Source organism: Prosthecobacter dejongeii (assembly GCF_014203045.1).
GTDB lineage: Bacteria > Verrucomicrobiota > Verrucomicrobiia > Verrucomicrobiales > Verrucomicrobiaceae > Prosthecobacter > Prosthecobacter dejongeii.
In genome coordinates this window covers 1-24,700 of the sequence record NZ_JACHIF010000008.1, presented here as the reverse complement: position 1 = coordinate 24,700, position 24,700 = coordinate 1, and the positions used below count along the sequence as shown (strand labels likewise).

Below are 24,700 nucleotides of genomic sequence, written 5' to 3'. Positions count from 1 at the left end.
AGCCTTCTTTGATTGACTTATCCAAGAGAGATTCCGATACTCGCACTCGCCTCAGCCCTCCCCCCCCACCTTGCGCATGAGCCAAAACCAGGTCGCCATTAAAGCCGTCGTTTGGAGCATTGTGCTCAATGCGGTGCTAGCTTGCGTGAAGGTGACAGTGGGCATTATTGGCCATTCGTATGCGCTCATTGCCGATGGTATTGAGTCCGTAAATGACATCTTTGTCTCTCTCATGGTGGTGGTGGGACTGAAGGTGGCGGAGAAACCACCGGATGAAAATCACCCCTATGGGCATGGTCGAGCGGAACAAATCGCCGGGCTTTTTTCTGCGCTCTCTTTGCTCTTGGCAGGCGGCACGATCGCCTACCACAGCATTCATAACATCATGCATCGGCATTCCTCTCCAGCCTGGTTTACGCTACCTGTGCTTGTGCTGGTGATCGTGGTCAAGGAGGGCCTGTCCCGCTACGCCATGAGGAAGAGTGATGAAACGATGAGCACGGCTCTCAAAGGCGATGCCTGGCATCACAGAGCGGATGCCATCACCTCAGGTGCAGCCTTGGTGGGTATCAGCATCGCCCTCATCGGTGGAGACGGTTTTGAGATGGCAGATGATGTGGCCGCTCTGGTCGGCTGCATTATCATCTTCATCAATGGCGGACAGCTCTTTAAAGCCACGCTGCATGAAACCATGGATGGTGCTGCACAGGAAGATCTGTACCTGGAAGCCCGTGCTATCGGTGCCGCGATACCCGGTGTGTGCATGATTGAAAAACTGCGCATGAAAAAATCCGGCCTGGGTTACCACATGGACATTCATGTGCAGGTAGATGGCCTACTGAGTGTGCATGAAGGGCACCGGATCGGCCATGATGTGCAGCGCGCTTTGTTGACCTCTGACCGCCGCTTTCTAGATGTCATCGTGCATGTGGAGCCCTACGGCCACCATCATACTCATGATCAGGGCTCATAACGTGGGACTTCTCCATAGATAAGCCAGCGGTATAGCAACTTGGTCCCAAAGGCTACACCTGGCAGCACCACAAAGACCAGCAAAAAGGCAATAGCCATCACCAGCCAACCAAGGGCTTTTTCACGCCAAGTGGCGGGCGGGAAATCCACTTCAATATCCTCCTTTTCACAGGTAGTCACGAAGTCTGCAAAGGATGGATATTCCGCCAGAGGTGGCCGCTCACGGTTACCTTTATCCAGGCGCAGGAGCCTGCCGTTTTGACAATCGAGCACGTAAGGGCAGGCATCCGCCTCATCTCCCACATATAGCCAATGCGGAGGCCATGGGGGAAGACCTTCAAAGCCTTGTCGATATGCCTTCGTGGCCTCGATGATCGCATCGGCGTCACGTAGCGCGGTGGTGTCATCGATCGGCCCATCCAACTCTGCCTCTTCCGTGAGAAAGCCGCGATAATCGGGTGGCAATCGCAGACTCAGGGTAGATTCGATTTTGGTGATCTCGGCTTCGATCATGGCGGTGCTTACTTTTTCAGCCCACGCAGATGCTCGTCAAACCAGTCAGCAAACTGTTGATAATCTGGCTGGCGATCTGGCCAACCGTGAGCAGCACCCGGCTTAACCACAAGTTTAGCGATGGCCCCTGCCGCAGTGGCCTGCGCGACAAAAAGCTGTGACTGCTGCATGGGCACCAGCTCATCTTTATCCCCATGGATGATGAAAGTAGGTGGGAGTTTCTCCGTGATTCGATAGATTGGTGAAACTTCCTTGCCCAAACGTAGCCGTCCTTCTGGCGTATCGGACTCAGGACCAAAGGCAGCTTTATAGTTCTTCAAAATACCTACTCCTACGGCATCTTCGCCCGTTTTTCCGTAATTCAGAAAATCCGTCGGAGGATATAAACAAGCGATGGCCTGAATGGCGCTGCTTTCACGATCAACGGGGTCTTTGGACTCAGGATTTCCTGGACCGCCTTGAACGCCTAAGGTCAAAGATAGATGCCCACCTGCACTGCCACCACTGATACCAAACTTTTCAGGATTGAGATTCCAGGTCTTGGCATGGTATCGGATGTAACGAATGGCACGATGAATGTCTTGTGTGATCTCGGGAATGGTGAACTTAGGCTGGCAGGCATGCCGCACTGAAAAGACCGTGTAACCGCGCTCGAGAAACGAGGCGTAAATGGGCGGCGTATTTGGTGAATAACCAGACACCCAGCCACCGCTAACCATGTAGATGATGGCACAGCCATTCGGCTTATCAGGCTGAAAGACATCCAAGGTCAATGCAAAGCCAAACTTGCGCCCATAGACCACATCCCCAGTCTTCACATGTGAGGGGATGACCTGCGCCCAAGCAGGCAGGCATGTCAGTAAGAGGGAAGCAGCCAGGAGAAATAGTTTCATCACGCAGCTAACTACGTGGTCTCACCGCTTGCTTCTTCAAAGGTCACACACTTTTAACTTCGTGAGAGGACAGTTAAAACCTCGACTCACCCTTCCCCAGCGTGATCACGAAAAGACTCGGTGCCTGGGCCGAGTTTCTTAAATAGACAGAGGGGAGAGAAGCACGGACCGTGAACCACGCCTCCCTCCCCCGTTTAGCATCACAAAGGATTTCCGGTTTCCTTATAAACGATGCTGAAATCCACACTGAATCCGTCGTTACCATCGGTGGTGTTTGGACCGACACCGACATAGATCGTGTCTCCGGGCTCTAGATAGCCGACGTTGCCATTGAAGTTGAGCGTGCTGGCAGGAGCATAGGTTCCACTGAAGGTATTGGTAAAGGTGGCACCGTTATCCATATCTTTATACACCACCACTTGGCCCCCATTTCCGAGGGCACTGCTCTGGGTGACGTAGCTGCTATTGATCCCATAGTAGCCCGCATACTTTACGGTATAACCAGCAATGGCAAAACGGTCCACCGTAGCTCCTTGAGTGGACCCTTTGCCAGGATGACCACCTGTGGAGGTCAAAGAACCATAGGAGCAGAAGCTGGTGCTATCTGGGAAGGCCAATCCATTGGACATGTAGCGGTTGGCCGTTGGGCTCCAGTTAAGGGAAATGTAACCGGAGGGGTCATTGACCGCCGAGGCTGCATTCCAGCAGTAGCTCCAGCCCGGCGTCGGGGCCACAGGTTTGAAATCATCGCGATAATCCGCCACCACACGAGTGGCTCCACCCGCGACAGTGAACGTGATGGAAGACACGGTGCCACCTGCAGGTGTGGCTTTGACTGTATGGCTGCCAGCCGTCAAGACCGCGCCTTGGAGCGGATTCCCATCGGTGCCAAAGACTGCATAAGGTGGCACGGGACGCGAGTTGGTAGCTGCGGTGTCATACTGCATCACCACGGCACCTTGGGCACTGTTTAAGTTGGCACGAATCGTCAGATTGTTGCTACCCAGGCGAGCAGGATCCACCGTGGCCCCTGCGGTGAGCTGCATCAGATCTTTGCCAGTGTTTGCATCCACGACGGTAAAAGTCTGGACGATCGGCGCTGCCGTTTTGGCAGCCAGCATCCATTCGTCGATCAGCTTACCTCCGGCAGCCAGTGCGGTGGCCACAGCAGGCTGGTTCGTGCTGTCAATGAGACCCGCAGGGATCTGGCCATGGATCCGCTTGGGGGGTTGCATGGGCTGGCGACGATTGTCGTCCGCTGCATTGAAGGTGTCATCCCAGGTGATAGCATCCAGATCTAGACCAGGCTGCCCAGCACTGTGATGGCAGGTGAGACAGAACTGGTTCTGCACGGAATGCGGGCGCGGTGCATTGTAAAACAATGGCCCTTCAGGAAAGTGGATGCTCTGGCGCAGGGATACGGTGCCGCTGGGGATGTTGCCACGATGCACTCCGTTATCAGCCCGGTAGTTGTAGAAGTTCGCATAGCGCGGGTGTGTCGCTTCGCCGTTATGTTTCAGCACCGTTGAGATTTCATCGTGTGCCCAGGTAGGGTAGCGATCGGCAAACTTCGTTTTAAACTCACCCGTGTAGGCTGCGGGCAGACCGATCAAGGTGCCGCCGGCATGATTGCAGGCTGTTTCATAATCCACTGCATGGGCGATCATTTTAAAGTCATCCATCCAACCGGTGAAACCAGTGACCGCACTCCCTGCGGGTTTGCCCAGCGTCAGCTTACCCACAGTGGGTTGGAAGAGAGAGGTATAAAGATCCTGCCAGCGATGATACAGAATGCCATTGAGATGGAAGTCCACCTCCGTGCCGTTTTTCCGCACTTGAAAGGCTAGGTGCGCCCATCCGGTATCAGGCAGTAAATCATCCATGGCACTGGCAGGTGTAGTGACACTCACTGGCGGCAGGGTGATCTTATTGATCACCGTTCCTGCGGCGTTCGCATAGAAGAGCTGACGACGACCACTGAGACGGATGGAGGTGCCATCTGGAAAAGTAACCAAGTGGCGCTCCACGGCATCATCTGCTGTACGGCAGTCCACAAACATGCCGATGTACCAATCTTTCGCGCTCACGCTTTGAGGTTGAGTCAGCACATTGAATTCCAGGCCGATGCTGCCATTCATCCAAAACCCCTTGCCATGGACACCGCCAGTCGCGGCAGGCTCCAGACGGCCATTACCGATGACAAGACCATGCTTGGGCACCACCCAGTTAGTGGCTAAAGAGGTGGCTGCGTTTTGCAGTTTCACAGGGTTTGAAAACGTATTCGTCGAGGTATTCCACCCGCTGTGATGAGTGAAATAGTTCTGACCCGTTCCAGAATTCACAAACGTGAGCAAGCCACTCATGTTCGCGATGATGAAAGCGTCTGGGTCTAGATAATCATCGAAGGCCAGCTCATCGGTCTGCTTGCCATTGGTGATGGGCCAGGCCACATCCCGGAGACTGATGGGCATGAATTTGGTGCGGTAGTTGAAGAGATTTTCCAGGGAATCAATGATGTTACCATTGTCATTCTCTCCCACCGGCATTTGCTTGGTCGCACGACCGAAGCCCAAGCGGATCTTGCCATTCTCCGTGCCTAAGGGGCCAGAGTTAGGCAGGAACAATGAAACCAGGCGGGACTGCGGTCCCATGGTGGTATCCCCTGCCCCCACGGCGTAGTCCATGTCATTGTTGAGGTTATCAAACTGCACCAACTTGCCATGGGTCCACAGGCCGATGATGGAAAGACACTGATGTTTACCACCGTCTTCGGCATCATAAATCGGGGTTTCTTCAGGCACACCGGTTTGGGGATAACGGCTGTTATTCCAGCTCCCGCCAGAGAGATAATGCAGACGGTCAAAGCCTGCCTCAATGATCAGGTTCTTTGCATGGCGATCCATCCAGGGATAGGATCCTCCAATGTCTTCTCCATCCGGAATGAGATTGCCTTCCGTATCCCGAAATGGCGCACGAGCGAAACCAAACTTATTGTTAATCCGTGTGTCGTACGGGGCATGCGTGATGGGGATCAAATGCGTCCACTGAGCGGGATCTGCAGTCGCCCCAGTGGGGTAATAGGAATACACGATATCACAGCCCTGGGCAGCTTTGGCCACACCCGTCACCGGATCTGTCCATGGCATGGAGCCAGCGCCCACTCGCACCACGAGCAGACGGCCATCTCCTACCACCATCGGCTCAAACGCCTGGGCTGAAAAAGCGTAAACGGGTCCTGCTAAAGTCGTCCCCGTTTTGGTAATAGAGGTAATAGCCGCACTCGTCGTCTTGGGATTGCTCACGATCACACGGATCGGAGTGACAAAGAACTGCGTGCGTTTATCCGCAGTCACGGGGTCCGTCGTGTTGCTGGTGACGAAGAGCTTGATGTCATACACATCTTGCCCACTCGCATTCACCGTCGGCGGTGCATCATCCCACATGCAGGCATGAGACACACCTTTCACCCCATCGGTATATTGAAAACGGCTGGCTGAGGCACTGGCAAATCCGTCCATCCACTTGAAGCTTGTGCTGCTCATCGTGTGAGAGCCTGCGGGATTCAGCAGAAAGGGCTGAGACATCTTTTCAGGCATCATCAGCGCAAATCGCGGCGTGCCACCTTCCGTGCCGCCACCTTCAACAATGACGCCCACACGCCCATCCTGCGTCACGCGCAGACCTGGCATGTGAGGACGGGTGAAGCTGCTGTTCAGATACGTCGCACCTGAATAGTTTTTAATCACGCCTGTCACCTCACGCCAGATGGCAGGAGATTCCGGGATCGCTTGCTGGCTAAAGGCAGGCACACAGGGCAGACAGACTGCCATTAGGAGAGGTCGTATCCAGTTGTTAGTCATTGGCACGGATTGGGTTGGTGCCAATGAAAATAAGAAATCGTGATCTGGATCGCTTGAACGAATCGCTTGGAGATTAGAATATTTCGCTCACCCCTTAAGAACGGTGGCGCTGACGATAAGCCAGAGGAGCGTCCCCATATTTACCCTTAAAACAACGTAGCAGATGACTCTGATCCGCAAAGCCCGTCATGTGGGCAATCGTAGCCACGGAATCATCCGTCTCTCGCAGCAGCTTAGCCGCTCGCTCCACTCGCAACTCCTTCACATATTGGGCAAAACCCCAGCCCGTGGTCTCTTTGAAAAAGGCTCTAAAACGACTGGTGCTCATGCCCGCTGCTTTGGCCGCTTCCGGTTGGGAAAGGGACTCATGCGCATGCAGCGAAACATAGTCCAGAGAGCGACGTAGCCGCTCCTCCTTCACGGCTCGATCCGTCGTCGCTAAACCCTGGCTGGAGGCCGCTGAAAAAGCCTGCCGCATTTGGAACAAAACGGCCATGAAATGAAATTTCAGCGCCACCCATCGTTCCTCTCCCACCTCCGCATGAAACCAGCACTTCACTAAACGCAGCAAGGCCTCATGCACCGCAGGAGCGGCAGGGTGATCCACCTTCAAAAGCGGTAGCACCCCAGCGCGCCGACGATCCCAGGGCAGTAAAAACCCCTGATCCACCACAGCCCCCGCCTGAGCCACCAAGTGAGATGGAAAGAGCATCACCAGAGCTGTGTGCGCGGCATCCATGCGCATGACACCGTGGATTTTTAGAGGATCCACCAACACGACATCCCCCGGATCAAACAGGAAGCGATCATTGCCACTGCGAAAGTCTCCACGACCGCTCAAAGCCACAAAGAACTCGTAATAATCATGCCAGTGCATCCAGTTCTCTCCCACCATGCGGCGGTAACCTGGATACTGCTGTAGGCTCATGATCAAAGGTAACGGCTCAGGAAATCGCCGTCCCAAGTAACGCCGAGAATCAATGCGGCCTGAGAGATCAAAAATCTCCGGCTTCTGCGTGGCTAAAAACGCCAGCAAGTCGGCGGTCGCAACAGGCAGCGTTTTCATGCTTCAGGCTCGCTGATAGCTTGGCATCAAGGGATGCTTTGCCCCTGAGCAGCCTCCCAGAGGCCATACCAGTCTTCGCGTTCCAACTGAATGTCCATGGCCTGCGCGGTGGCGATCAATCGCTCAATTTTATTGGTGCCAATGATCGGTAAAGGTTGGGAAGGATGAGCAAGAATCCACGCATAAGCCAACTGGTCCAGCGTCGCTCCACCATACTTGGCAGAGAGCTCTGCCGCTTTTTTCTGCAATCGAGCTCCCGCAGGGTTTTCTGGACTCATCAAGGCTCCCTTAGCCAGCGGTGACCAGGCCATCGGCTTGAATCCTAGCTTCTGACTCTGATCCGCCGTGCCATCATAGATTGGGTCCATATGCAACAGACTGAATTCAATCTGGTTGGTAACCAGGGGCTGATCCATCCTTGAATTGAGCAGGTCAAACTGATGCACATTGTAGTTAGAAACGCCTGCACTGCGAATCTTGCCTTCCTTGAGCAAACGGTTTAGCCCTTCCGCCGTTTCATCGGCTGAGGTGAGCCAATCCGGCCGATGCACCAGCAAGAGATCCAGATAATCCGTGCCCAGCAGTCGCAGAGATTTCTCGGCGCTTTTCACGATTCGGGCTGCCGTGGCATTGTAATGCGCCACTTTCCGGTCAGGGTGAAAATCACAAGGCACGTAAATGCCGGATTTGGTGACGATCTCAAATTTCTCTCGCAGACCAGGCTCTTTTTTCAAAGTCTGGCCGATGAATTCCTCGACACGATAGAGTCCATAGATCTCGGCGGTGTCTAACGTGGTGATCCCGAGCTCTAAACACGCATGAAGACGCTTTAAAAGGTCATCGGAATGGGCTGTCGCTGGGTCATCCAGAAAACGCCAAGTACCATAAACAAGACGGGAAAAAGCAGGACTGTTTGAGGCCAAAAAAACACGGGGAATCATGAGGCAGCGATTGAAAAGGGTAACCGAGCATTTGAAAACGCAAAAATGCACTGCCACTCAAGTTCTCTAGACTTGGCCATAAACACAAAAAACCCGCCTGCGATCAAGCAAGGCGGGTGTTTAAAAACGAAAGCGAAAGTCGAATTAAGCCTTCTTGGTCAGAGCACCCACCTTGAGGGCAAGGCGGCTCTTCAGACGGGAAGAAGTGTTCTTGTGAAGAACTTTAGTTTTGGAAGCTTTGTCCGTCGCCGCAGAAAATTCGCTGAGGCTGGAATTAGCAGCAGCGGAATCGCCCTTTTCGATAGCGCTGAGAACTTTCTTACGCAGCGTGCGAATGCGGCTCTTCACGGATTGATTGGCCGCCGTGCGCTTGGCGGTCTTGCGGATGTCTTTTTCTGAAGAGCGAATGTTAGCCATATAAAAGTCTGCTGAGAGAGAGGGCGGAGTGTATAGAGCACTCTTTTAAAACTGTCAAACTGGAATCTGCAACTGCTTCGCTCCAAATAATTGCTGTCACAAATGATTCGTTAAGCGGTAAGACTCATGAGAAACCTAGAATTTCCACTGTCATGACCCGTCGCTGCTTGCTCCCCCTTTTCAGTTCCTTCGTGATCGCCACCCTCGCGCTTGCTCAGTCGGCGGCCGCTGAGGTTTACGAAATGCGTATCTATACAACCAACGAAGGCAAACTGGATGCCCTCCTGGCCCGTTTTCGTGACCATACCTGCCGTCTTTTTGAGAAACATGGCATCATCAATATTGGATATTGGGTGCCCCTAGCTAAAGAAGACGGGGCCGAAAACACCCTGATTTACATTCTCAAACATGAAAGCGTGGAAGGCGCGAAGAATGCCTTTGCCAATTTCGGCAAAGATCCTGAATGGCAGGCGGCGCGAAAAGCCAGTGAGGAAAAAGGCAAGATCCTCGCCCGACCGCCGGAATCTGTGTTTTTGAGCAGCACCGATTATTCCCCCCTGATCAAATTGGGCAAAGCTGCCAAGGATCGCGTTTTTGAACTGCGCACTTACACCACTCCCGTCGGCAAGCTAGATTCCCTGCATTCTCGCTTCAAAAATCATACCATGGCCCTTTTCACTAAACATGGCATGGATCATGTCGCTTATTGGGTGCCTGCTAAGGGGCAAAAAGATGAAAACATCAAACTCATCTACATCCTATCTCACGCCAGCCAAGAAGCCGGCAAAACCTCTTTCACCGCCTTCCGGGCGGACCCAGAATGGATCCAGGCGAAAAGTGAAAGCGAGAAAGACGGATCTCTCACCCTTCCTCAACCAGATGGCGTGAAAAGCATCTACCTACGCGCCACAGACTTTTCTCCCATTCGCTGAATATCCGACGAAAAACCTACGTCAGCGGCAACGAAAATCCCTTGCCAAAACACGTATCAAACCTAATGAATTTCCAATGTCTCATCAAGACTTCTTATTCAAGATAACACAGGGAGTCTGTTTGACTCTCGCTCTAGCGTTCACCACAAGTTGTGGAAAAAAATCTCAGATCATCTACGAAGCAGAGCAAAAGCGCCTGACCATGATGGAGCTTCAAGGCCAGTCAAAAAAGCTAGAAAGCGAAATTTTAGCGACAGGAAATCTGGGCCGTTATCAAAACACTCAACCAAGTCACGTCGTCGAGCTCAAACACCTGCTTGAAAGACAGAAGACTGAAAACATACAACTTAAGGCAGACAAAGAAGCTGCTCAGAAAAGAGTCGAAGCGGTGAAACAGGAAATGTCCCGCTACCTCACTCAATTTCGCTAACTTTAAATTTACGGACCCATGGAAGGAAAGCATCTTATTTATGTTCTGCTATTAATCGCGCTGATGGGCGTCGGTTACGGCATCTATCACACCACCGAGATTGATGATGCCAATAAAGAGTTGATTGCCGTAACAGAACAGATCGGTAGCCTTGAGTCTCTGATTCAAAAACAGAAGGCCTACATCGAAGTACGCGGTGAAGCTGTCGCTCTGCTTACGGCTTTAAATATCATGCAGAAAGATGCAGCAGGTATTCGCAAAGAAATCGTTGATTTGCGTCTGGGTGAAGAACAAGCCCGTCGTGATTTTGAGCAGGCCATCGAAAACTCTCGCAGCAATGCCGCAGGCCTCGTCTTGAATGATCCAATCCTCCCTAACGGGATTCGTCTGCGCAACGCTCGCGTCGAGAAAGTGGATAAAGATGTCACAACGATCAGCCATTCGGAAGGGATCTCCAAGTTCACTCCAGATATGCTGCCTCTAGAACTGAAGGAGCGCTTTCGTTTTGGCATGCCCATAGGCGGGCCCACTGAGACGGCGACCCTTACGGCCGCCACCTCAAGTGTGCCAACCATCACAGCCTCCTCACTTCCTGTGGCAGCTTCAAAAACAGACCTCCTCTCAGCAGCGCAGAAGCAGCTCGAAAAGCTAAAAAAGGAACTTCCCTACCTGGAAGAGGAACTTAAAAAGACAGAGACAGAATCTGCTGCTGCCACCTCACCTTCAAAAAAATTCTACTTCAAGAATCGGTTGGACTCGATCAACAAGCAAATAGCCGACCTCAAAGGCCAGATGCTGCTTGCCGAAAACGAAGTTAAAAAGCACGAGTAGTTTTAGAAGTCAGGTCTTTAGAGTCTGCGAGTTACACACACGCGAGTAGCTCACAGACTCGCCTTCCCCCCAATCCCTCGGCGTTTTTTGCCGCGAGAAGACTGGCAAAGTCCGAACATTCCTGCGGAGTCCACTGAGCTAACCATCCGTGCAAAAAAGCACCGTGATACACATCCCCACAACCGGTGCTATCCAACAGGGGAGAAGCCGAATAGGCCGGTTGGTGAAAGCGCCATCCGTTGGGCATTGCCAGCCAACTTCCCTGGGTTCCTTGGGTGATCACAACCACTAGAGCCGGTGGATTCAGTAGTTTTAGGAACATTTCTTCCACGTCAGACGTTTGGCAAAAAGCTTCCGCAAATTGCCAGGAAACAATGCGGATATGACTTCGAAGAACCAAGTCCCGGATAGAATCTCGGTAGCGTCCCGCCCCACCGTCAAAGGAAATTAATACATTCGCCTCCGTGGCTAACTTCACAGCCTGCCTCGCGGCTGCTTCGTGGCGCCCATTGATATGCAGCAGCCGAGCTTTAGAGATCCGTTCGCGATGATGATCCTGAAGCTTTAGCTCTCCTGCATTGGAAGGCAAATATGTGATTTGGCGCGCGCCATCTCCTTTTCGTACCAGAATCACCGCCTGAGCCGAGATCGCTGTCGGCAGGAGCTCGATGGCTTCCGTCGAGACTTTATGACGCTGTAAATCAGCCATGATCCGCTGGCCAGCAGTGTCGCCGCCGACAACGTCAAACAGCGCGGCAGATCTGCCAAGACAACCTAGTACGCAAAGAGCGGTGGCCACAGGACCACCGCCCATCTGTAAATGCTGGAAAGCCTCTGTGACACCCTCTTGATCACTGAACTCAGGTACTAACCAAAGATCATCTTGAGTCGCCGCACCGATTCCTATCACCTCAATGATAGGAGTGGTGGCAGCAGTAAAAGTCACAAACAGCCTGATGCGTTTCCGCACCCTAAAAAACAAACATCAAAGACCTGCACCACCGCTCTTAGCGATGAAATTAAGAGCGAGGACCGCAACAGAGAGAAGAAAAACAACCCAAGCGAGAATCATAAAGAAAGGGACAAAAGTTAAGAGTAATGAAAACTTACGGCCTCAATCTTACTGAGGGAGGGCAGGAAGATGGCCGCCGGAGATGAACTCATTGGACCAAGAACCGTCTGGCAGAGCTCTTTCCCATTTCACAGGAACCGCAGGCGGCACCATGATTGGGGAATCTGCGCTGGCTGAAATGCGGTCACTACCGAACATCTGGATGACCAGAAGAACGACGGAAGCAAGCAAACACGCGACTGAGAGTGGCATCAGGCCTTCCTCAGGATCTTTTTCTTCATAGAACTGTTGGGAATCCGTAGCCGCTGTGCGTTTTACGGGAGCACTAGGCGGAGCCGAGATGCTCGGACGAGCCATGGGCTGAGTCTGCTGAAGTTTTACCGTAGCTTTGGGGAGAGCACCTGCGCCTGCGCCAGGTCCTGCCGCCAAAGGTGCCGTGCCAGGAGTGCGAGGAGCGCTGACTGCTGGACGCGTCGGCATGGTCTTCAAGGGCGCTGTCGTAGCCCCCGTTTCCATGCGAGGTGCGCCTGGTGCCACGGGTGCTGCAGGAGCACCTGGTGCACGCGGTGGAGCGCCTGCCATGGGAGGTGCGCCAGGAGCGATAGGAGGTGCCCCTGGAGCCGAAGGTGGACGAGGCGCAGCCATAGGCACAGTCGCCGCTGGTGGTGCACCCAGAGGCCGCGGTGCTGGTGGCACGGGCATGGAAGGTGGCGGCGCGCTAGGAACAGGAGAAGAAACCACCGGCACAGCGGAGGTGGTTTTGCGCACATCCATCGGTGCAGGTGGCAGCTTCACGGGAGCCGTGGCTGACTTCGGTGCTGGCGGGGGCAGCGGTGCAGACGGTAGCTGAATGGGTGCCGTAGAACGCTTCGGCGTAATGTCTGGGGGAGCGATGCCCATCGAGACGGGAGACACGGGAGCCGTGGCTTCACGTGGCATTGTGGCTCCGGCACCTGGACGCGAGCGCAGGGTGATGCGCACGGTTTCCTTTTTCAGGGGCACAGCGGCAGTCTTGGGTGTGCTGGGCGGTGGCGGAGTGGGCGTGTTTTCGGATTCGCTCATGGTGACGGGGGAAACGACAAATATTACAGAATTATGAATTTAGCCGGGACGCAGGTTTAGCGTCAATGCCATTTCTTCAGACAGGGCGGAAAAGAATGGCTAAAACCAAAGTTAAATGAATTTCTTCAACCTTTGAGCCACATCCGCCTCCAGACGACGCACATAATTTAAAGTGTATTCCTGCACATCAATCTGGTCATCCTCGACCAAAGGCGTGAGATCCATAGCAAAGGTCAGCAGACTCGTCTTGTCTGTGGTGTGGGAATCAAAGTAAGTCGCATTGGCGTGACGAAGCCCTTCCTCAGCCAAGTCATAGCGCTTTCCCCCACTGATTTGACTGTCAAAAACCCCGAGAAGAGGGCGCAGCAGATGCGGATATTTATCCACCCACAGCATGGCCTTATCGTCACTCAGCAGCCAGTCCAGCTTGCGCCAGACCTCACAGCCATAAACTTTTTTTGGGCGCATCTCCACTGGCAGCGCACGGATGGCCTCCAGGCAGCGCAGAAAAGTGGCCACGTGGGTATCGTGCCTGTCGCAGGGATTATGAACGTACAGGATCTGGGGTTGGCAGTGCTCAAGGATGAATTTCAGATCCTCGACCACAGGGCCATGGCGTTGCTCCTTCACGTCTTCGCTGGGATAGCCCAGCTGCGCCATGAAGCTGTACTCGCCCACAAAGGCAGCTTTGCGCTGCTCCACCAAACGCACTTTCTGCATTTCATCATCCGTGTAGTCCGCATAAGGACCACGGCGCGGGCTTCCGGAGCCATCGGTCACGACCACCCCGCCGAACCACTTGTCTTTGCTATGAAAACACTCCGTAATGCCGTGATACGCGGCAATTTCCAAATCATCCTGGTGGGAAACGATGCCAAGGTGCGTCACACGGCGCAGCGCAGTCCAGGGGTCGGTTTGATCAGGGATGAAGACGTCGTGTTTGGGGTGGCGGAAGGTCACGCCACTCTTAAAGCGCAAACTATGCTCAGATGCAAATACAGTCCCTCATGACAAATCTGCAACCAACCCCCATGCGCGTGGTTGATAGCGTGGATGACCGCCTTTAGCGTCGCGAGCCTATTGCCCACCCTCGTCATGCCGGAACCGGAATGGCCCGACACCTCTGCCCTACCCGCCTCCAGCGTGGCGGGTGAAGATGCATTTTCTGATGATGAAGAAAATGTACGTCTCATGCTGCGCGTGAAGGATGGGGACATCCAGGCCTTTGAAAAACTCGTCGAACTGCACCAAAACACGGTCATCGGCACTGCCTTCCGCATGCTCGGTAGCCTTGAAGATGCCCACGACATTGCCCAACAAGTTTTTTTGCGAGTGTGGAAAAGTGCGCCTCGATATGAACCCTCCGCCAAATTCACCACTTGGCTGTTCACCATTTTAAGGAATCTCGTCTTTAACGAAACGCGTCGCCGCTCCCGCCGCAAAGAAATCCCTCTAGAGCAGGAAGATGATGATCACACGCCCCAGCAATATGCGGACCACACAGCGCCGGCGGCGGATCTCATCACTCAACAAGAGGAACTGGAACAGGCCCTGGATAAAGCCATCGCGGCGCTTCCAGAAAAACAGCGACTCGCCGTGGTACTTCGCCGCCACGAAGAACTGCCCTACGAGCAGATCTGCGACATTTTGAAAATGTCCCTCCCTGCCGTCAAGAGCCTCCTATTCCGTGCCCGTGCTGAGTTGCGCAAGCATCTTGCCGCTTATCTGGGTGAAGACTCATAAAGCACGGAGTTACACTTTTCACTTACGCGGCATCTAACCATGCTGAAGGCAGTCTAGGCCACTTCGTTTTTCGAGTGCGAATCGACTCCTGGAGTAGCTGCATCTGAATCAGCACTTGCAGCACGGCAACTGCAAGCCACCCTGCAGGATAATGCCAGGGTAAAATCAAGCATACTCCAGCTAGCACGAGCAGTGATGAAGCAAACATGAACGTGGCCCGAATTGCCTCTGAACGTCCGTAAAGCCAGCGTCGCGAAGCCCAGCGCAAATCAAAAGCGGGGTGCACTAACATGAAGTATCTCATTAGACCTCCCAGAGGAGCGAGACAGACCCAGGAGACAAGCCACCACGGAAAATGTAGCAGCCCAATCAGTCCCAGACTGATGACGTGTCTCAGGATATCAGGGCGCAATCGTAGTGCTTGAAGGATTGCCTGAGCATCCTTCAAGGAACGCCAAGGAAATGACAAGGCGCGATAGATCCCATGCTTTTTTCATAGGCTTCACGCCAGTCCTCGACGGCCGCCTTGTTAAACGGATCTGCTGCCACGGCCCTACCAAGCCAAATGAAGGCTGCCGCGGGCTCCTCCATGCGCAATAAAAGACGGCCTACCCGCCAAAGTAAAAAAGCATTTTCAGGTGCATGCTCCAGAGCCTTTTCGAGGGACTGAATCCTCGCCTGCAAGGACGCCTGATCTTTAAAATCCGCTTCCCAAACAACTTCCTGAGCCAGCCACGAATACTCCGTATCTCCCCCTAACTCGTGAGCCCGTCTAGCATGCCAATGAGCCTCGGCAGAGTTCCCCAACACACCTTGGATACTTGCCATCAAGCGGTGTAGAGCCGCCTTGTCAGGATCCACAGCCAGACCTGCCCTCAGGTGGTCATGAGCCTTTCGGAAGTTCCCGCCCTGCATCGCCACCAACGCCGCAAGTTCATGGTGATAATCATGTTCAGGATCTTCGCGCAGGAGATGGGCCACATAAACTTCAGCTTCTCCAGCACGCCGAAGACGGATCAGAGCCAACGCAGCCGCCCGATGAGCTGTGTGGTCATCCGGCAATTGTTCCAACCGCAATCTGGCCACTTGCAACAGTCTCTCCCACTGCCTAGCTCCAGCTAAGTGCTGCAGGATCTGCTCAGAGGGGTGTATGTCTGGGGTGACACCATCACCGGAGAAAGACGACATCAGAGTCCTCCCCTATTAACATAACTCCAGAGAGAAGGAAACTAAATTGATAGTGTCAGAAGCCAACATCCACACCTAACAATAAGTGTTTAAAATTGCCATGATGCCGATTCCAAGATCCTTCGCATAGATGCAAACAGACCTAATGGCCTCACCGTTTTAAAGACAGACTGCAAGCATGAAGCGCTTGAGGCAAGACAACTGTGCAGAGTTATAAAAAACGTTCTTTTCGATCCCATTAAAACCCTTTGGGTTCCTCACCTCTCCCGCAGTTACCTGGGAGAAGTGGCGACCCCTACGAGAATCGAACTCGTGTCGCATCCGTGAAAGGGATGTGTCCTAACCGCTAGACGAAGGGGTCATGCTCAGTTTGAGCGGGCCGATATAATGCGCGGCTCCATCATCCGTGCAAGTGGTTTTTGTCGTTTTTTGAAATCTTTTTTCGTTTCTCCTCACTCATCTCTGAAGTTGTCCTTTTTTGATGCCTTCATGGCTGCATGTGCCAATCAGGTCTTGACTCACCCAGCTCACATCCATCGAATGGAATCGGATAAAGAAAAGTTCCCCAGTTGCGCCTGTGTCCTCAGCTTTCTGCCGTGGGAACTTGTGCGAGGAGAAGACGAAGTTGGTCAATACTCACAGGCTTCACAAGATGCGCTGAAAAGCCCGCATCCCGTGTCTGGCGAATATCTTCTTCCATGCCGTATCCGCTCAGGGCGATACCATGGACGGGGCGTTGACGGCGAAGTTCACGCATTAAATCCAGTCCACTTCCATCGGGCAGGCCGAGGTCGCTGATGACGACGTCATAATGCTGCTTGCTGAATGCAGTCAATCCTTCCTCCATCGTGGCAGCTAGGGTGACCTGATGCCCTCCATTGGCTAGAAGACGAGCAAGCATCGTGCGCGTGGCACCGTGATCTTCAACGATCAGTAGATGAAGGGCCTGTGGTGCCACCGATGCTTGCACGGGACTTTTAACAGGCACGGTCGGGGCGTTCACTGTGGCTAACGATATGGTAAAAGTAGCCCCCTGCCCTGCGCCAGGACTGTGAGCGTGGATCGTTCCACCGTGAGCCTCCATAATGGCCTTTGAAATCGCCAACCCTAGCCCAAGACCGCCGAAGCGATGCTGCCCTACAGCATCTCCTTGCTCAAAGGCGTCAAAGATGAGCGGTAATGCATCTTTACTGATGCCGACACCGGTGTCTTCCACCTGAAGGATCAGTCTGTCTTCAGCATCATTACGCGTGCGCACAGTCACGGTACCTCCTGCTGGGGTAAACTTGAGAGCATTCTTCAACAAGTTCCAAAAGACTTGATGCAAGCGAGTGGTGTCCGCGAGGGCATGGTGTCGAACGGCTTTGAGATCGAAGATCACCTGCACCTGTTTACTCAGGCCATCGCTGCGAATGATTTCATCGCTATGCCGCAACAGTTCGTGGATATCGGCAGGCGCTGGTTCAATGCTTAGCTTACCACGCTGGATGCGTGTGACGTCAAGCAGGTCATCAATCAGACGAGCTTCAAGCTCAATGTTCCGCCGCATCATGGCTAGTTGTTCACGTACTTCGAGAGGAAGTCGCAAATCCTCTTGCAGTGAGGCGGCACTCATCAAAACAGGTGTTAGAGGTGTCCGTAGTTCATGGCTGAGTGCAGCGAGAAAATCATCTTTCGCTCGACTGGCGGCTTGGGCTTCCTCTGCGCTTTGCCGCAGCGTTTCGCGCTGCTGAGCTAGCTCAAAGAAGATGCCTGCTTTGTTCTGGAGGATGTGCGCTTCGATAGGCTTAAAAATAAAATCCACCGCTCCAGCTTCATAGCCACGAAACCGGCGCTGCTGGTCCACAGCACCGGCAGTGAGAAAAATGATCGGCACACGACGTGTCCGCTCCGTTCCTCGCATCAGTTCGGCGAGTTCAAAACCATCCATGCCTGCCATTTGCACATCAAGCAATGCGAGTGCGACATCGTGAATTAACAGGAGTTCCAAAGCCTCAGGGCCTGAATTCGCTTTCAAGAGTTCCAGTCCATCGCGTCGCAACAGACCCTCCAGAGCCAGTAGATTCGCATCCAGATCATCCACCAGTAGAAATTTTATGGTCGGCTTCGTCACGACAAGGAGGGGGAAAATTCGGTTTGCAAAGTGACGGCGAGTTGAGCGAGGTCCATCATCCGCGCAGCCGGGCAGGAAGCTCGTGCGGCACGAGGCATGGTGGAGGCTTCCGCACTCTCAAGTGTTTGCACAAAGGCCAAACCGCCCGACTCGCAGACCGCACGTAAACCGCGCGCGCCATCGCTGCTTGCTCCTGTGAGAATGACCCCAGCAAGTGAATCCCCATAAGCATCAGATGCGGATTCAAACAGGACATCAATGGAGGGGCGTGAAAAATGAACAGGCTCTTCCTGTGATAGCGACAAATGAAAATCAGGTTCAACCAACAAATGATAATTAGGGGGAGCTAAATAGGCGATGCCAGGGCGTATCAGCTCCTTATCCTCTGCTTCTTTCACCGGGATCTGACAGCGATTGTTAAGCAGTGACGCAAGCGTGCTGTCGCAGTCAGGAGGTAAGTGGACCACGATCATCACTGCTAAAGGATAGTTTTTTGGCAGTCCGGGCAGGATTTGTAATAGGGCACCCACGACCCCTGCGGAACCGCCAATGACAAGAGCTTGAATTTTTGCACGGACCGGGGCTTCGTTCATCCGCGTTTTTGGTAAAGACGTTCGTTGCGCGAAAACTCGACAAAATCTTCTGCATGGGCCGAAAAGTGCAGACTTTCTTTGGCCCCCAGTCCAAGGAACCCTTTACGTACGAGCGAATCTTTAAACAGGCCAATGGCTCGATCCTGCAACTCGCGGTTAAAATAAATCAGCACATTGCGGCAACAAACCAAATGCACCTCGGCAAAGACAGCATCAGAAGCGAGGCTATGATCTGAAAAGACCGTCCGTTTGCGCAGTGATTTATCAAACACAGCCGCCCCATAAGCAGTCGTGTAATAATCGGACAGCGACGACTTACCGCCTGAACGTTGATGATTTGCCGTAAAGAGAGGAATGCGGTCGAGATCATACATCCCCGCTTCAGCCTTTCTGAGGGCATCGGTATTGATATCGGTCGCGTAAAAAATGGTTTTTTCCTCCAAGCCTTCTTCACGAAACAAGATCGCTAAAGAATACAATTCCTCGCCTGCACTGCACCCCGCCACCCACACTTTAAGCGAGGGGTAAGTGCGCAGATGCGGCACAACCTGTTCACGAAGGATCTGATAGAACGAAGGATCACGAAACATCTCGCTAACCTGAACCGTGAGATAATTCAGCAATTGAGGCAGCATCTCAGGCTCATGCAAAACACGATCTTGTAGGGTTGAGAAACTTTTGCAGTTGAAGCGTTCTCGCGCCTGGATCAAACGCCGCTTGAGGGAAGCTTCCGAATAATCACGAAAGTCATAATGATATTTATGGAAGATCGCTTCCACGAGCAGACGCAGTTCGATACTTTCGGTCTGGGCGAGGTCAGTTTTCATCGTGGCATCCAGACTCGCACCAAGGAGAGCAACTTCTCCACATCCAAAGGCTTTGCTAAATAATCATTCGCCCCGGCAGCCAAGCACTGTTGGTGATCTGAAGGCATGGCCTTAGCTGTCAGCGCAATGATTGGCAGCTTTTTCCACTCTGGCTTTTGCCGGATCGCACGCATCGCAGTCAAGCCGTCCATTTCGGGCATCATGATATCCATTAGCACGAGATCGATTTTGGAGTTGGATTCGCGTGTACGATCCAAAGCGGCTAAAGCTTCCTTGCCATTTCTTGCAATCTCGATCGTGAGTCCGAGCGGTTCAAGAAGGCTGGTCAAGGCGAAGACATTGCGCACATCATCTTCAGCCAGCAAAATGCGTCGGCCTTCAAGCGCAGCTTCCCGGCTACGGGCTTTCTCAATCATGCGTTGCTGCTCCGCAGGCAGTTCTGAGACGACTTGGTGAAGGAATAGAGCCACTTCATCTAAAAGTCGTTCTGGAGATTTGGCCCCCTTCACGATGATGGATTTGGAATATCGCCGCAGACGCTGCTCTTCATCCACACTCAGTTCACGCCCCGTGTAGATAATCACAGGGGGGAAGGGATAAGTTTCGTCGGCACTGATCTTTTCCAGAAGAGTAAAGCCACTCGCATCTGGCAAGCTCAGATCTAAAACCATGCAGTCAAAGGTGCCGCTTTTGAGTTGTTCCAAACAGCCCGCAGCACTTTGAGCGCCTATTGCCTCGACCTCACGAGATGTCAGCAGTGAACATAAAGCACTCAACTGCACAGGATCATCCTCCACCACCAGCACACTTCGCAAGCGATGTGTCAGACGCCGCTCGAGATCCTGAAAAGCATCTGCCAATTTTTCACGAGGGACGGGCTTCATCATGTAACCCACAGCTCCCATAGCCATCGCTTTCTCAGCATAGTCACTGCCCGAAATGATGTGCACCGGGATATGCCGGGTACGCGCATCATGCTTGAGCCGGTCCAGCACAAAAAGACCCGAGCCATCCGGCAATCCGACATCCAAAACCACTGCATTTGGCAGGTGTTTCCGTGCCAACTCCAGTGCTTCATGGGCACTGGATGTGACTAGACATTGGAAGTTTTGCTCCCGCGCCAGTTGGGCTAGAATCTCGGCAAAAACCATGTCATCTTCAATCACGAGGATGACCTGTTTTTTGGGGCTTAAGTTGTCTCGGTCATCCTGAAATGTGGATGAAGAAACGCTTTCATACGAGACAGCAGGTGTTTTGGGAGTGGGCGGGTTCTCTGGCTGCGAAATTGCGGGTGTCGCCGTCACCAAGGGAGCAGAAAGAGCCTTGTTTTCCAAGTTCTCAGGAAGAATGACGGTGAAGACACTGCCGCGCCCCACTTCACTCGTGAGACGAATTTCCCCGCCCAGCAGCCGCGCTAGTTCCCGAGAGATTGAAAGTCCCAAGCCCGTGCCGCCATACTTGCGGCTCGTCGTTCCATCAGCCTGGCAGAAAGGCTCAAAAATGATGCGCTGCTGTTCCAGTTCGATGCCGATGCCAGTGTCTTTGACCGAGAATGCCACACGCCCTGGGCCGAAAGCGGCAACTTCTAAAGCTACCTCCCCGTTTTCAGTAAACTTGAGAGCATTCGATAGAAGATTCCTCAGCACTTGTTCGAGCCGCTGGGTATCGGTTTGGATGCTTGGCGGTGTTCCAGCAGCCACATCAAAGCGCAGCGCGAGTTTCCGATTATTGGCAATCGGCTCAAACTGCGCTCGCAGATTGTCTAGCAACTGAGCGACGCCGAGGCTTTGCACTTGAAGGTCCATCCGCCCTGCCTCGATCTTTGAGAGATCGAGCACATCGTTGATCAAGGCGAGCAAGTCATTGCCTGATCCCTGAATGGTGCGCGCATACTTTACCTGTTCTTCCGTGAGGTTTCCCTGACGATTTTCAGCCAGCAGTTGAGAGAGAATCAGCGATGAATTAAGCGGTGTGCGCAGTTCATGCGACATGTTGGCCAGGAAGGCCGACTTGTAACGGCTAGCTTGTTCAACCACACGCGCTTGACTTTCCAGCCCCAGTTTAGCTTGGATAAGATCGTCTTTTTGAGCTTCCAACTGTCGCGTCTGCGCCTCGAGTTGCAGATTTGTCTGCTCCAGTTCGGCCTGCTGCTCTTGAAGCTGAGACTGGGTTCTTTGGAGAGCTTGACTCTGCTCTTCCAATTCTTCATTAGAAACGCGAAGCTCTTCACTCTGGGCTTGTACTTCTTCAGACTGGCGTTGGGTTTCTTCCAGCAATTCTTCAATGCGAGCCCGCGACTTGGCCGATTGAACAGCCACCCCAACCGACTCGGCCGTGCGCAGCAGTAGTTCGATAGATGCTTCAGGAACAGGATGGAAGAATCCCAATTCGAGCACCGCGATCACGCCGCCATCCACCAGCGCCGGCGCGATGAGCAGATGTCGTGGTTGATCCGCCCCTAAGGCTGAACCAATGGCCAGATAACCTGGCGGAACTTCACTGACCAGGAAAGGGCGGGCGTCCTTGACGGCTTGCCCCAAAAGACCTTCCCCTGGAGCAAAGCGTTCAGGAAGACTGGTCGATGACGGCACCGCGTAAGTCGCCGAACGCTTAAAGGTGCCTCCCTCTTCGATGAAAATAGCCCCAGCCTGTGCGCCCAAGTACTGACAAAGAAATTGCAAAGCATTCTCCCCTAGCCCCGACAGTCTTTGTTCACCGATCAGTTTGGCACTCAGTCCGGCCTCACCGGACTGCAACCACGCCTGCTGCCAGCGTGCTAGCTCTGCACGCCGAAGGAGAATGGTAACAACGACGGCTAACAAAGCCCCGAATAATCCTGAAACCAAGCCACTTTGAACCGCAGTGCGAAAGGCGGCCTCCTTCTCCTCAAAACGCTCTTTTAAAAGCTTTCGCTCTTCTTGCTGCATCGTGGCCAGGTGATCTCGAAGCGCATCCATCGCAGACTTACCGCGATCTGTTAACACCACCGCCCTTGCTGCTTCAAATCCCTGCTCACGCCGGATGGTGATCGTCTCGGCCAGTTCTTTTTGTTTGAGTTCGATCTGAGTCTTGATGAAAGGGATGCGAGCTTGTTGGTCCGGATTGTCAGACGTCAGCCTATCAATATCGGCCACCCGTTCTTCGATATGAGCCAAAGCAGAAGTATAGGGCTCCAAGTACTTTTCGTCTCCGGTGAGTAGGAAACCCCGTTGGCCAGTTTCCGCATCTTTCATCAGCGAAAACACATTTTCCAGTGTCGCAATGACCTCATGAGTATGACTCACCTTACCGGTCATCTCGCGCAGGGTATGAATATTAAAATACGCAATCGTTGCGCTGGCTGCGAAAAAGGCCAAAACGAAACCTAACCCAATAAAAAGGGGGAGGCCCGAGGCAGCACGCCGCTTGGTGCCAGAGGAAACAATCTGCGCAGTGAGGGAATCTTGTTCGGGCATAGGGATGGGGTACCGACCTTTTCAGCAACGCTGGGCACTGTCGGAAGCCCGTCCAAGGCCGCAATTCGATTTCACATTTAAATGACCTTAGACAGATCCGCGTCAGGTGAGCCCTTCAATGATGAATGAAAGGGGCGAACCATCCTTATCGGGAGTTGCACCGGCATTCAGCATGGCCCTAAAAAAGGCCAAGCTGCCGTGTTGTTTAGCTTCGCAGGTGCGTGCGCTTCCACTAGCCTCCCAGACGAAAGCCTTTGCCGAATTTGCTCATTTTGGGCATCTTACCACCAGGCAACATGCCTTTCGGTAACTGAGGCATGCCCCCAGAGCCGCCACCGCCGAAAAGGCCACCTGCCATTTGGGCCATGGCGCTTTTGTTCTTCATGAGGCCACGCATCATTTCGAATTGTTTGAGCAGTTGATTGATTTCAACGACGGGGCGCCCACAGCCTTTGGCGATGCGCTTGCGGCGGCTGCCATTGATGATGTCAGGCTTGGAACGCTCCTTAGGCGTCATGGAAAGGATGATGGCTTCCACATGCTTCATGCGCTTATCATCCACTCCTGGCATGCCTTTCAGCTTGTTCATGCCAGGGATCATGCCGAGCAGACCTTCGAGAGGTCCCAGCTTTTTCATGAAGCGCAACTGCCCGAGGAAGTCATTGAAGTCGAATTTATTTTCCTCCAGACGACGCATCATTTTCATGGCGTCTTTTTCGTCAATTTCCTGCGCGGCTTTCTCCACTAAAGAGACCACGTCTCCCATGCCGAGAATACGCTGAGCCATGCGGTCCGGATGGAAGACTTCCAACTGGTCCACCTTTTCACCTACACCGATAAATTTGACAGGACGCCCAGTCACCTGGCGCATGGAGAGCAGGGCCCCACCACGGGCATCCCCATCCAGCTTAGTCATGATGAGTCCAGTGATCGTCACCGTCTCATGGAATTTCGAGGCGACGGCGACGGCCTGCTGCCCCGTGGCCGCATCGGCTACCAGCAGGGTTTCGTTAGGCTTTACGAGATCCCGCACTTTTTTGAGTTCGCTCAGCAGGGCTTCATCCACTTCCTGGCGACCCGCGGTATCGAAAATGGCAACGCCACTGCCCTGCTGCTCTAGCCAGGCCAAAGCAGCCCGTGTCGCACGAACAACATCCGTCTCACCTGCTGCTGGCACGCATACGGGTACGCCGAGTTGCTGGCCTAGGACCTGGAGCTGAGTCACCGCTGCAGGCCGATAAAGATCCAGAGCGATGAGTAAGGGACGCTTGCCCTGCTTTTTCAGCCAGTTGGCCAACTTTGCGGAGGTCGTAGTCTTCCCTGCCCCGTTCAAACCAACCATCAAGATGCGCTGCGGTGGCCCTAGATCCAAGTCAGCCGCACTCCCCAAAATCTTTTCCAATTCGTCATGGAAGATTTTAACGATTTGCTGTCCTGGGGTCACTGTCTTGAGGACTTCTTCCCCCAAAGCCCGAGTTTTAACAGCCTCGATCAAGTCTTTGGTGACTTTGAAATCCACGTCTGCTTCCAGCAAGGCGAGGCGAATTTCCCGCATCGCATCAGCGATGTTGGATTCGCTGATCTTGCCCAGGCCGCGCAGTTTACGGAAGGCATCTTCGAGTTTGTCAGTGAGTGCAGAAAACATGGAAAGGGAAGCTCTATACATCGGTGCTTCTCCCTTGTGTCGCAAGCAGGGATTGAACCCGGACTATGCAGTAGAGTAGACCAGAGGTGCGGTTAGAGTCTCGATTTTGCTAAAGATGGCGTCCATCCAGGGGCGTTTTTTGCGGGG

Annotated in this window: 20 protein-coding genes and 1 tRNA gene; 5 read left to right on the top strand and 16 right to left on the bottom strand. The window is 53.3% G+C overall.

Translation table 11 applies throughout. The features are described from left to right. Positions 1-76: 76 nt before the first annotated feature. Positions 77-973 carry a cation diffusion facilitator family transporter gene (locus HNQ64_RS17205; RefSeq protein ID WP_184210905.1) on the top strand — a complete coding sequence of 299 codons (897 nt, stop codon included), beginning with the start codon at positions 77-79 and terminating at the stop codon, positions 971-973. Here HNQ64_RS17205 and HNQ64_RS17200 read toward each other — a convergent pair. The 6 genes from HNQ64_RS17200 to rpsT form a co-directional block, all read right to left on the bottom strand. Further along, entirely contained in the window at positions 961-1,485 is a 525-nt protein-coding gene (locus tag HNQ64_RS17200) for an SMI1/KNR4 family protein (protein WP_184210903.1), read from the bottom strand. The two genes, HNQ64_RS17205 and HNQ64_RS17200, sit on opposite strands and share 13 nt — an antisense overlap. An 8-nt stretch (positions 1,486-1,493) precedes the next feature. Next, entirely contained in the window at positions 1,494-2,378 is an 885-nt protein-coding gene (locus tag HNQ64_RS17195) for an alpha/beta hydrolase (RefSeq protein WP_184210901.1), read from the bottom strand. 200 nt (positions 2,379-2,578) lie between these two features. Beyond that, positions 2,579-6,187 carry a hypothetical protein gene (locus tag HNQ64_RS17190; RefSeq protein ID WP_184210899.1) on the bottom strand — a complete coding sequence of 1,203 codons (3,609 nt, stop codon included), beginning with the start codon at positions 6,185-6,187 and terminating at the stop codon, positions 2,579-2,581. 145 nt (positions 6,188-6,332) lie between these two features. Continuing rightward, on the bottom strand, positions 6,333-7,304 hold the full coding sequence (locus tag HNQ64_RS17185) for an AraC family transcriptional regulator (protein WP_184210897.1): 972 nt from the start codon (positions 7,302-7,304) through the stop codon (positions 6,333-6,335). Between the two features lie 26 nt (positions 7,305-7,330). Continuing rightward, positions 7,331-8,245 (bottom strand): aldo/keto reductase, encoded by a 915-nt coding sequence (locus tag HNQ64_RS17180; protein WP_184210895.1) that lies wholly within the window; start codon positions 8,243-8,245, stop codon positions 7,331-7,333. Between the two features lie 144 nt (positions 8,246-8,389). Next, a complete protein-coding gene (gene rpsT, locus HNQ64_RS17175) occupies positions 8,390-8,662 on the bottom strand; it encodes a 30S ribosomal protein S20 (RefSeq protein WP_184210893.1) in 273 nt (90 codons plus the stop codon). A gap of 152 nt (positions 8,663-8,814) precedes the next feature. On the opposite strand from rpsT, the gene HNQ64_RS17170 reads away from it, so the two are divergent. From HNQ64_RS17170 to HNQ64_RS17160, 3 genes are all read left to right on the top strand, one after another. Next, complete coding sequence (locus tag HNQ64_RS17170) at positions 8,815-9,594, top strand: NIPSNAP family protein (protein WP_184210891.1); 780 nt, start codon at positions 8,815-8,817, stop codon at positions 9,592-9,594. A gap of 121 nt (positions 9,595-9,715) precedes the next feature. Continuing rightward, entirely contained in the window at positions 9,716-10,024 is a 309-nt protein-coding gene (locus tag HNQ64_RS17165; protein WP_221305483.1) for a hypothetical protein, read from the top strand. Positions 10,025-10,042: 18 nt separating this feature from the next. Continuing rightward, positions 10,043-10,855: a hypothetical protein gene (locus HNQ64_RS17160; protein ID WP_184210887.1), complete on the top strand. Its 813-nt coding sequence runs from the start codon at positions 10,043-10,045 to the stop codon at positions 10,853-10,855. 31 nt (positions 10,856-10,886) lie between these two features. Here the strand turns inward: HNQ64_RS17160 and HNQ64_RS17155 are convergent, their stop codons facing one another. The 3 genes from HNQ64_RS17155 to HNQ64_RS17145 all read right to left on the bottom strand — a co-directional run bounded on the left by HNQ64_RS17155 (position 10,887) and on the right by HNQ64_RS17145 (position 13,949). After that, the gene (locus HNQ64_RS17155) at positions 10,887-11,801 is read right to left on the bottom strand and encodes a PfkB family carbohydrate kinase (RefSeq protein WP_184210885.1); all 915 of its coding nucleotides are present in this window, start codon (positions 11,799-11,801) and stop codon (positions 10,887-10,889) included. Positions 11,802-11,975: 174 nt separating this feature from the next. After that, the gene (locus HNQ64_RS17150) at positions 11,976-12,989 is read right to left on the bottom strand and encodes a hypothetical protein (RefSeq protein WP_184210883.1); all 1,014 of its coding nucleotides are present in this window, start codon (positions 12,987-12,989) and stop codon (positions 11,976-11,978) included. Between the two features lie 111 nt (positions 12,990-13,100). Then, positions 13,101-13,949, bottom strand: coding sequence for a PIG-L family deacetylase (locus HNQ64_RS17145; protein ID WP_184210881.1), 849 nt, complete (start codon positions 13,947-13,949; stop codon positions 13,101-13,103). Positions 13,950-14,042: 93 nt separating this feature from the next. Between HNQ64_RS17145 and HNQ64_RS17140 the strand changes: the two genes are divergently transcribed. Further along, positions 14,043-14,732, top strand: coding sequence for an RNA polymerase sigma factor (locus tag HNQ64_RS17140; protein WP_246431093.1), 690 nt, complete (start codon positions 14,043-14,045; stop codon positions 14,730-14,732). Positions 14,733-15,176: 444 nt separating this feature from the next. Here HNQ64_RS17140 and HNQ64_RS17135 read toward each other — a convergent pair whose 3' ends face one another. The 7 genes from HNQ64_RS17135 to ffh form a co-directional block, all read right to left on the bottom strand. Beyond that, positions 15,177-15,920: a tetratricopeptide repeat protein gene (locus HNQ64_RS17135; protein ID WP_184210880.1), complete on the bottom strand. Its 744-nt coding sequence runs from the start codon at positions 15,918-15,920 to the stop codon at positions 15,177-15,179. Between the two features lie 286 nt (positions 15,921-16,206). Continuing rightward, a tRNA-Glu gene (locus tag HNQ64_RS17130) sits at positions 16,207-16,281 on the bottom strand. Between the two features lie 222 nt (positions 16,282-16,503). Then, on the bottom strand, positions 16,504-18,033 hold the full coding sequence (locus HNQ64_RS17125) for a response regulator (RefSeq protein WP_184210878.1): 1,530 nt from the start codon (positions 18,031-18,033) through the stop codon (positions 16,504-16,506). Continuing rightward, positions 18,030-18,626, bottom strand: a complete 597-nt coding sequence (locus tag HNQ64_RS17120) for a chemotaxis protein CheB (protein ID WP_184210876.1) — start codon at positions 18,624-18,626, stop codon at positions 18,030-18,032. Before HNQ64_RS17120 ends, HNQ64_RS17125 begins: the two co-directional genes overlap by 4 nt. Beyond that, on the bottom strand, positions 18,623-19,453 hold the full coding sequence (locus tag HNQ64_RS17115; RefSeq protein WP_184210874.1) for a CheR family methyltransferase: 831 nt from the start codon (positions 19,451-19,453) through the stop codon (positions 18,623-18,625). The genes HNQ64_RS17120 and HNQ64_RS17115 overlap by 4 nt, the downstream gene beginning before the upstream one ends. After that, on the bottom strand, positions 19,450-22,908 hold the full coding sequence (locus HNQ64_RS17110; protein WP_184210872.1) for a response regulator: 3,459 nt from the start codon (positions 22,906-22,908) through the stop codon (positions 19,450-19,452). The genes HNQ64_RS17115 and HNQ64_RS17110 overlap by 4 nt, the downstream gene beginning before the upstream one ends. Before the next feature lie 232 nt (positions 22,909-23,140). Next, positions 23,141-24,553: a signal recognition particle protein gene (ffh, locus tag HNQ64_RS17105; RefSeq protein WP_184210870.1), complete on the bottom strand. Its 1,413-nt coding sequence runs from the start codon at positions 24,551-24,553 to the stop codon at positions 23,141-23,143. Positions 24,554-24,700: the final 147 nt, after the last annotated feature.

Excerpts from the sequence above, each read along its gene's own strand:
- HNQ64_RS17205 (WP_184210905.1), top strand. The coding sequence starts at position 77 with ATGAGCCAAAACCAGGTCGCCATTAAAGCCGTCGTTTGGAGCATTGTG.
- HNQ64_RS17200 (WP_184210903.1), bottom strand. The coding sequence starts at position 1,485 with ATGATCGAAGCCGAGATCACCAAAATCGAATCTACCCTGAGTCTGCGA.
- HNQ64_RS17195 (WP_184210901.1), bottom strand. The coding sequence starts at position 2,378 with ATGAAACTATTTCTCCTGGCTGCTTCCCTCTTACTGACATGCCTGCCT.
- HNQ64_RS17185 (WP_184210897.1), bottom strand. The coding sequence starts at position 7,304 with ATGAAAACGCTGCCTGTTGCGACCGCCGACTTGCTGGCGTTTTTAGCC.
- HNQ64_RS17180 (WP_184210895.1), bottom strand. The coding sequence starts at position 8,245 with ATGATTCCCCGTGTTTTTTTGGCCTCAAACAGTCCTGCTTTTTCCCGT.
- rpsT (WP_184210893.1), bottom strand. The coding sequence starts at position 8,662 with ATGGCTAACATTCGCTCTTCAGAAAAAGACATCCGCAAGACCGCCAAG.
- HNQ64_RS17170 (WP_184210891.1), top strand. The coding sequence starts at position 8,815 with ATGACCCGTCGCTGCTTGCTCCCCCTTTTCAGTTCCTTCGTGATCGCC.
- HNQ64_RS17160 (WP_184210887.1), top strand. The coding sequence starts at position 10,043 with ATGGAAGGAAAGCATCTTATTTATGTTCTGCTATTAATCGCGCTGATG.
- HNQ64_RS17150 (WP_184210883.1), bottom strand. The coding sequence starts at position 12,989 with ATGAGCGAATCCGAAAACACGCCCACTCCGCCACCGCCCAGCACACCC.
- HNQ64_RS17140 (WP_246431093.1), top strand. The coding sequence starts at position 14,043 with ATGACCGCCTTTAGCGTCGCGAGCCTATTGCCCACCCTCGTCATGCCG.
- HNQ64_RS17135 (WP_184210880.1), bottom strand. The coding sequence starts at position 15,920 with ATGTCGTCTTTCTCCGGTGATGGTGTCACCCCAGACATACACCCCTCT.
- HNQ64_RS17120 (WP_184210876.1), bottom strand. The coding sequence starts at position 18,626 with ATGAACGAAGCCCCGGTCCGTGCAAAAATTCAAGCTCTTGTCATTGGC.
- HNQ64_RS17115 (WP_184210874.1), bottom strand. The coding sequence starts at position 19,453 with ATGAAAACTGACCTCGCCCAGACCGAAAGTATCGAACTGCGTCTGCTC.
- HNQ64_RS17110 (WP_184210872.1), bottom strand. The coding sequence starts at position 22,908 with ATGCCCGAACAAGATTCCCTCACTGCGCAGATTGTTTCCTCTGGCACC.
- ffh (WP_184210870.1), bottom strand. The coding sequence starts at position 24,553 with ATGTTTTCTGCACTCACTGACAAACTCGAAGATGCCTTCCGTAAACTG.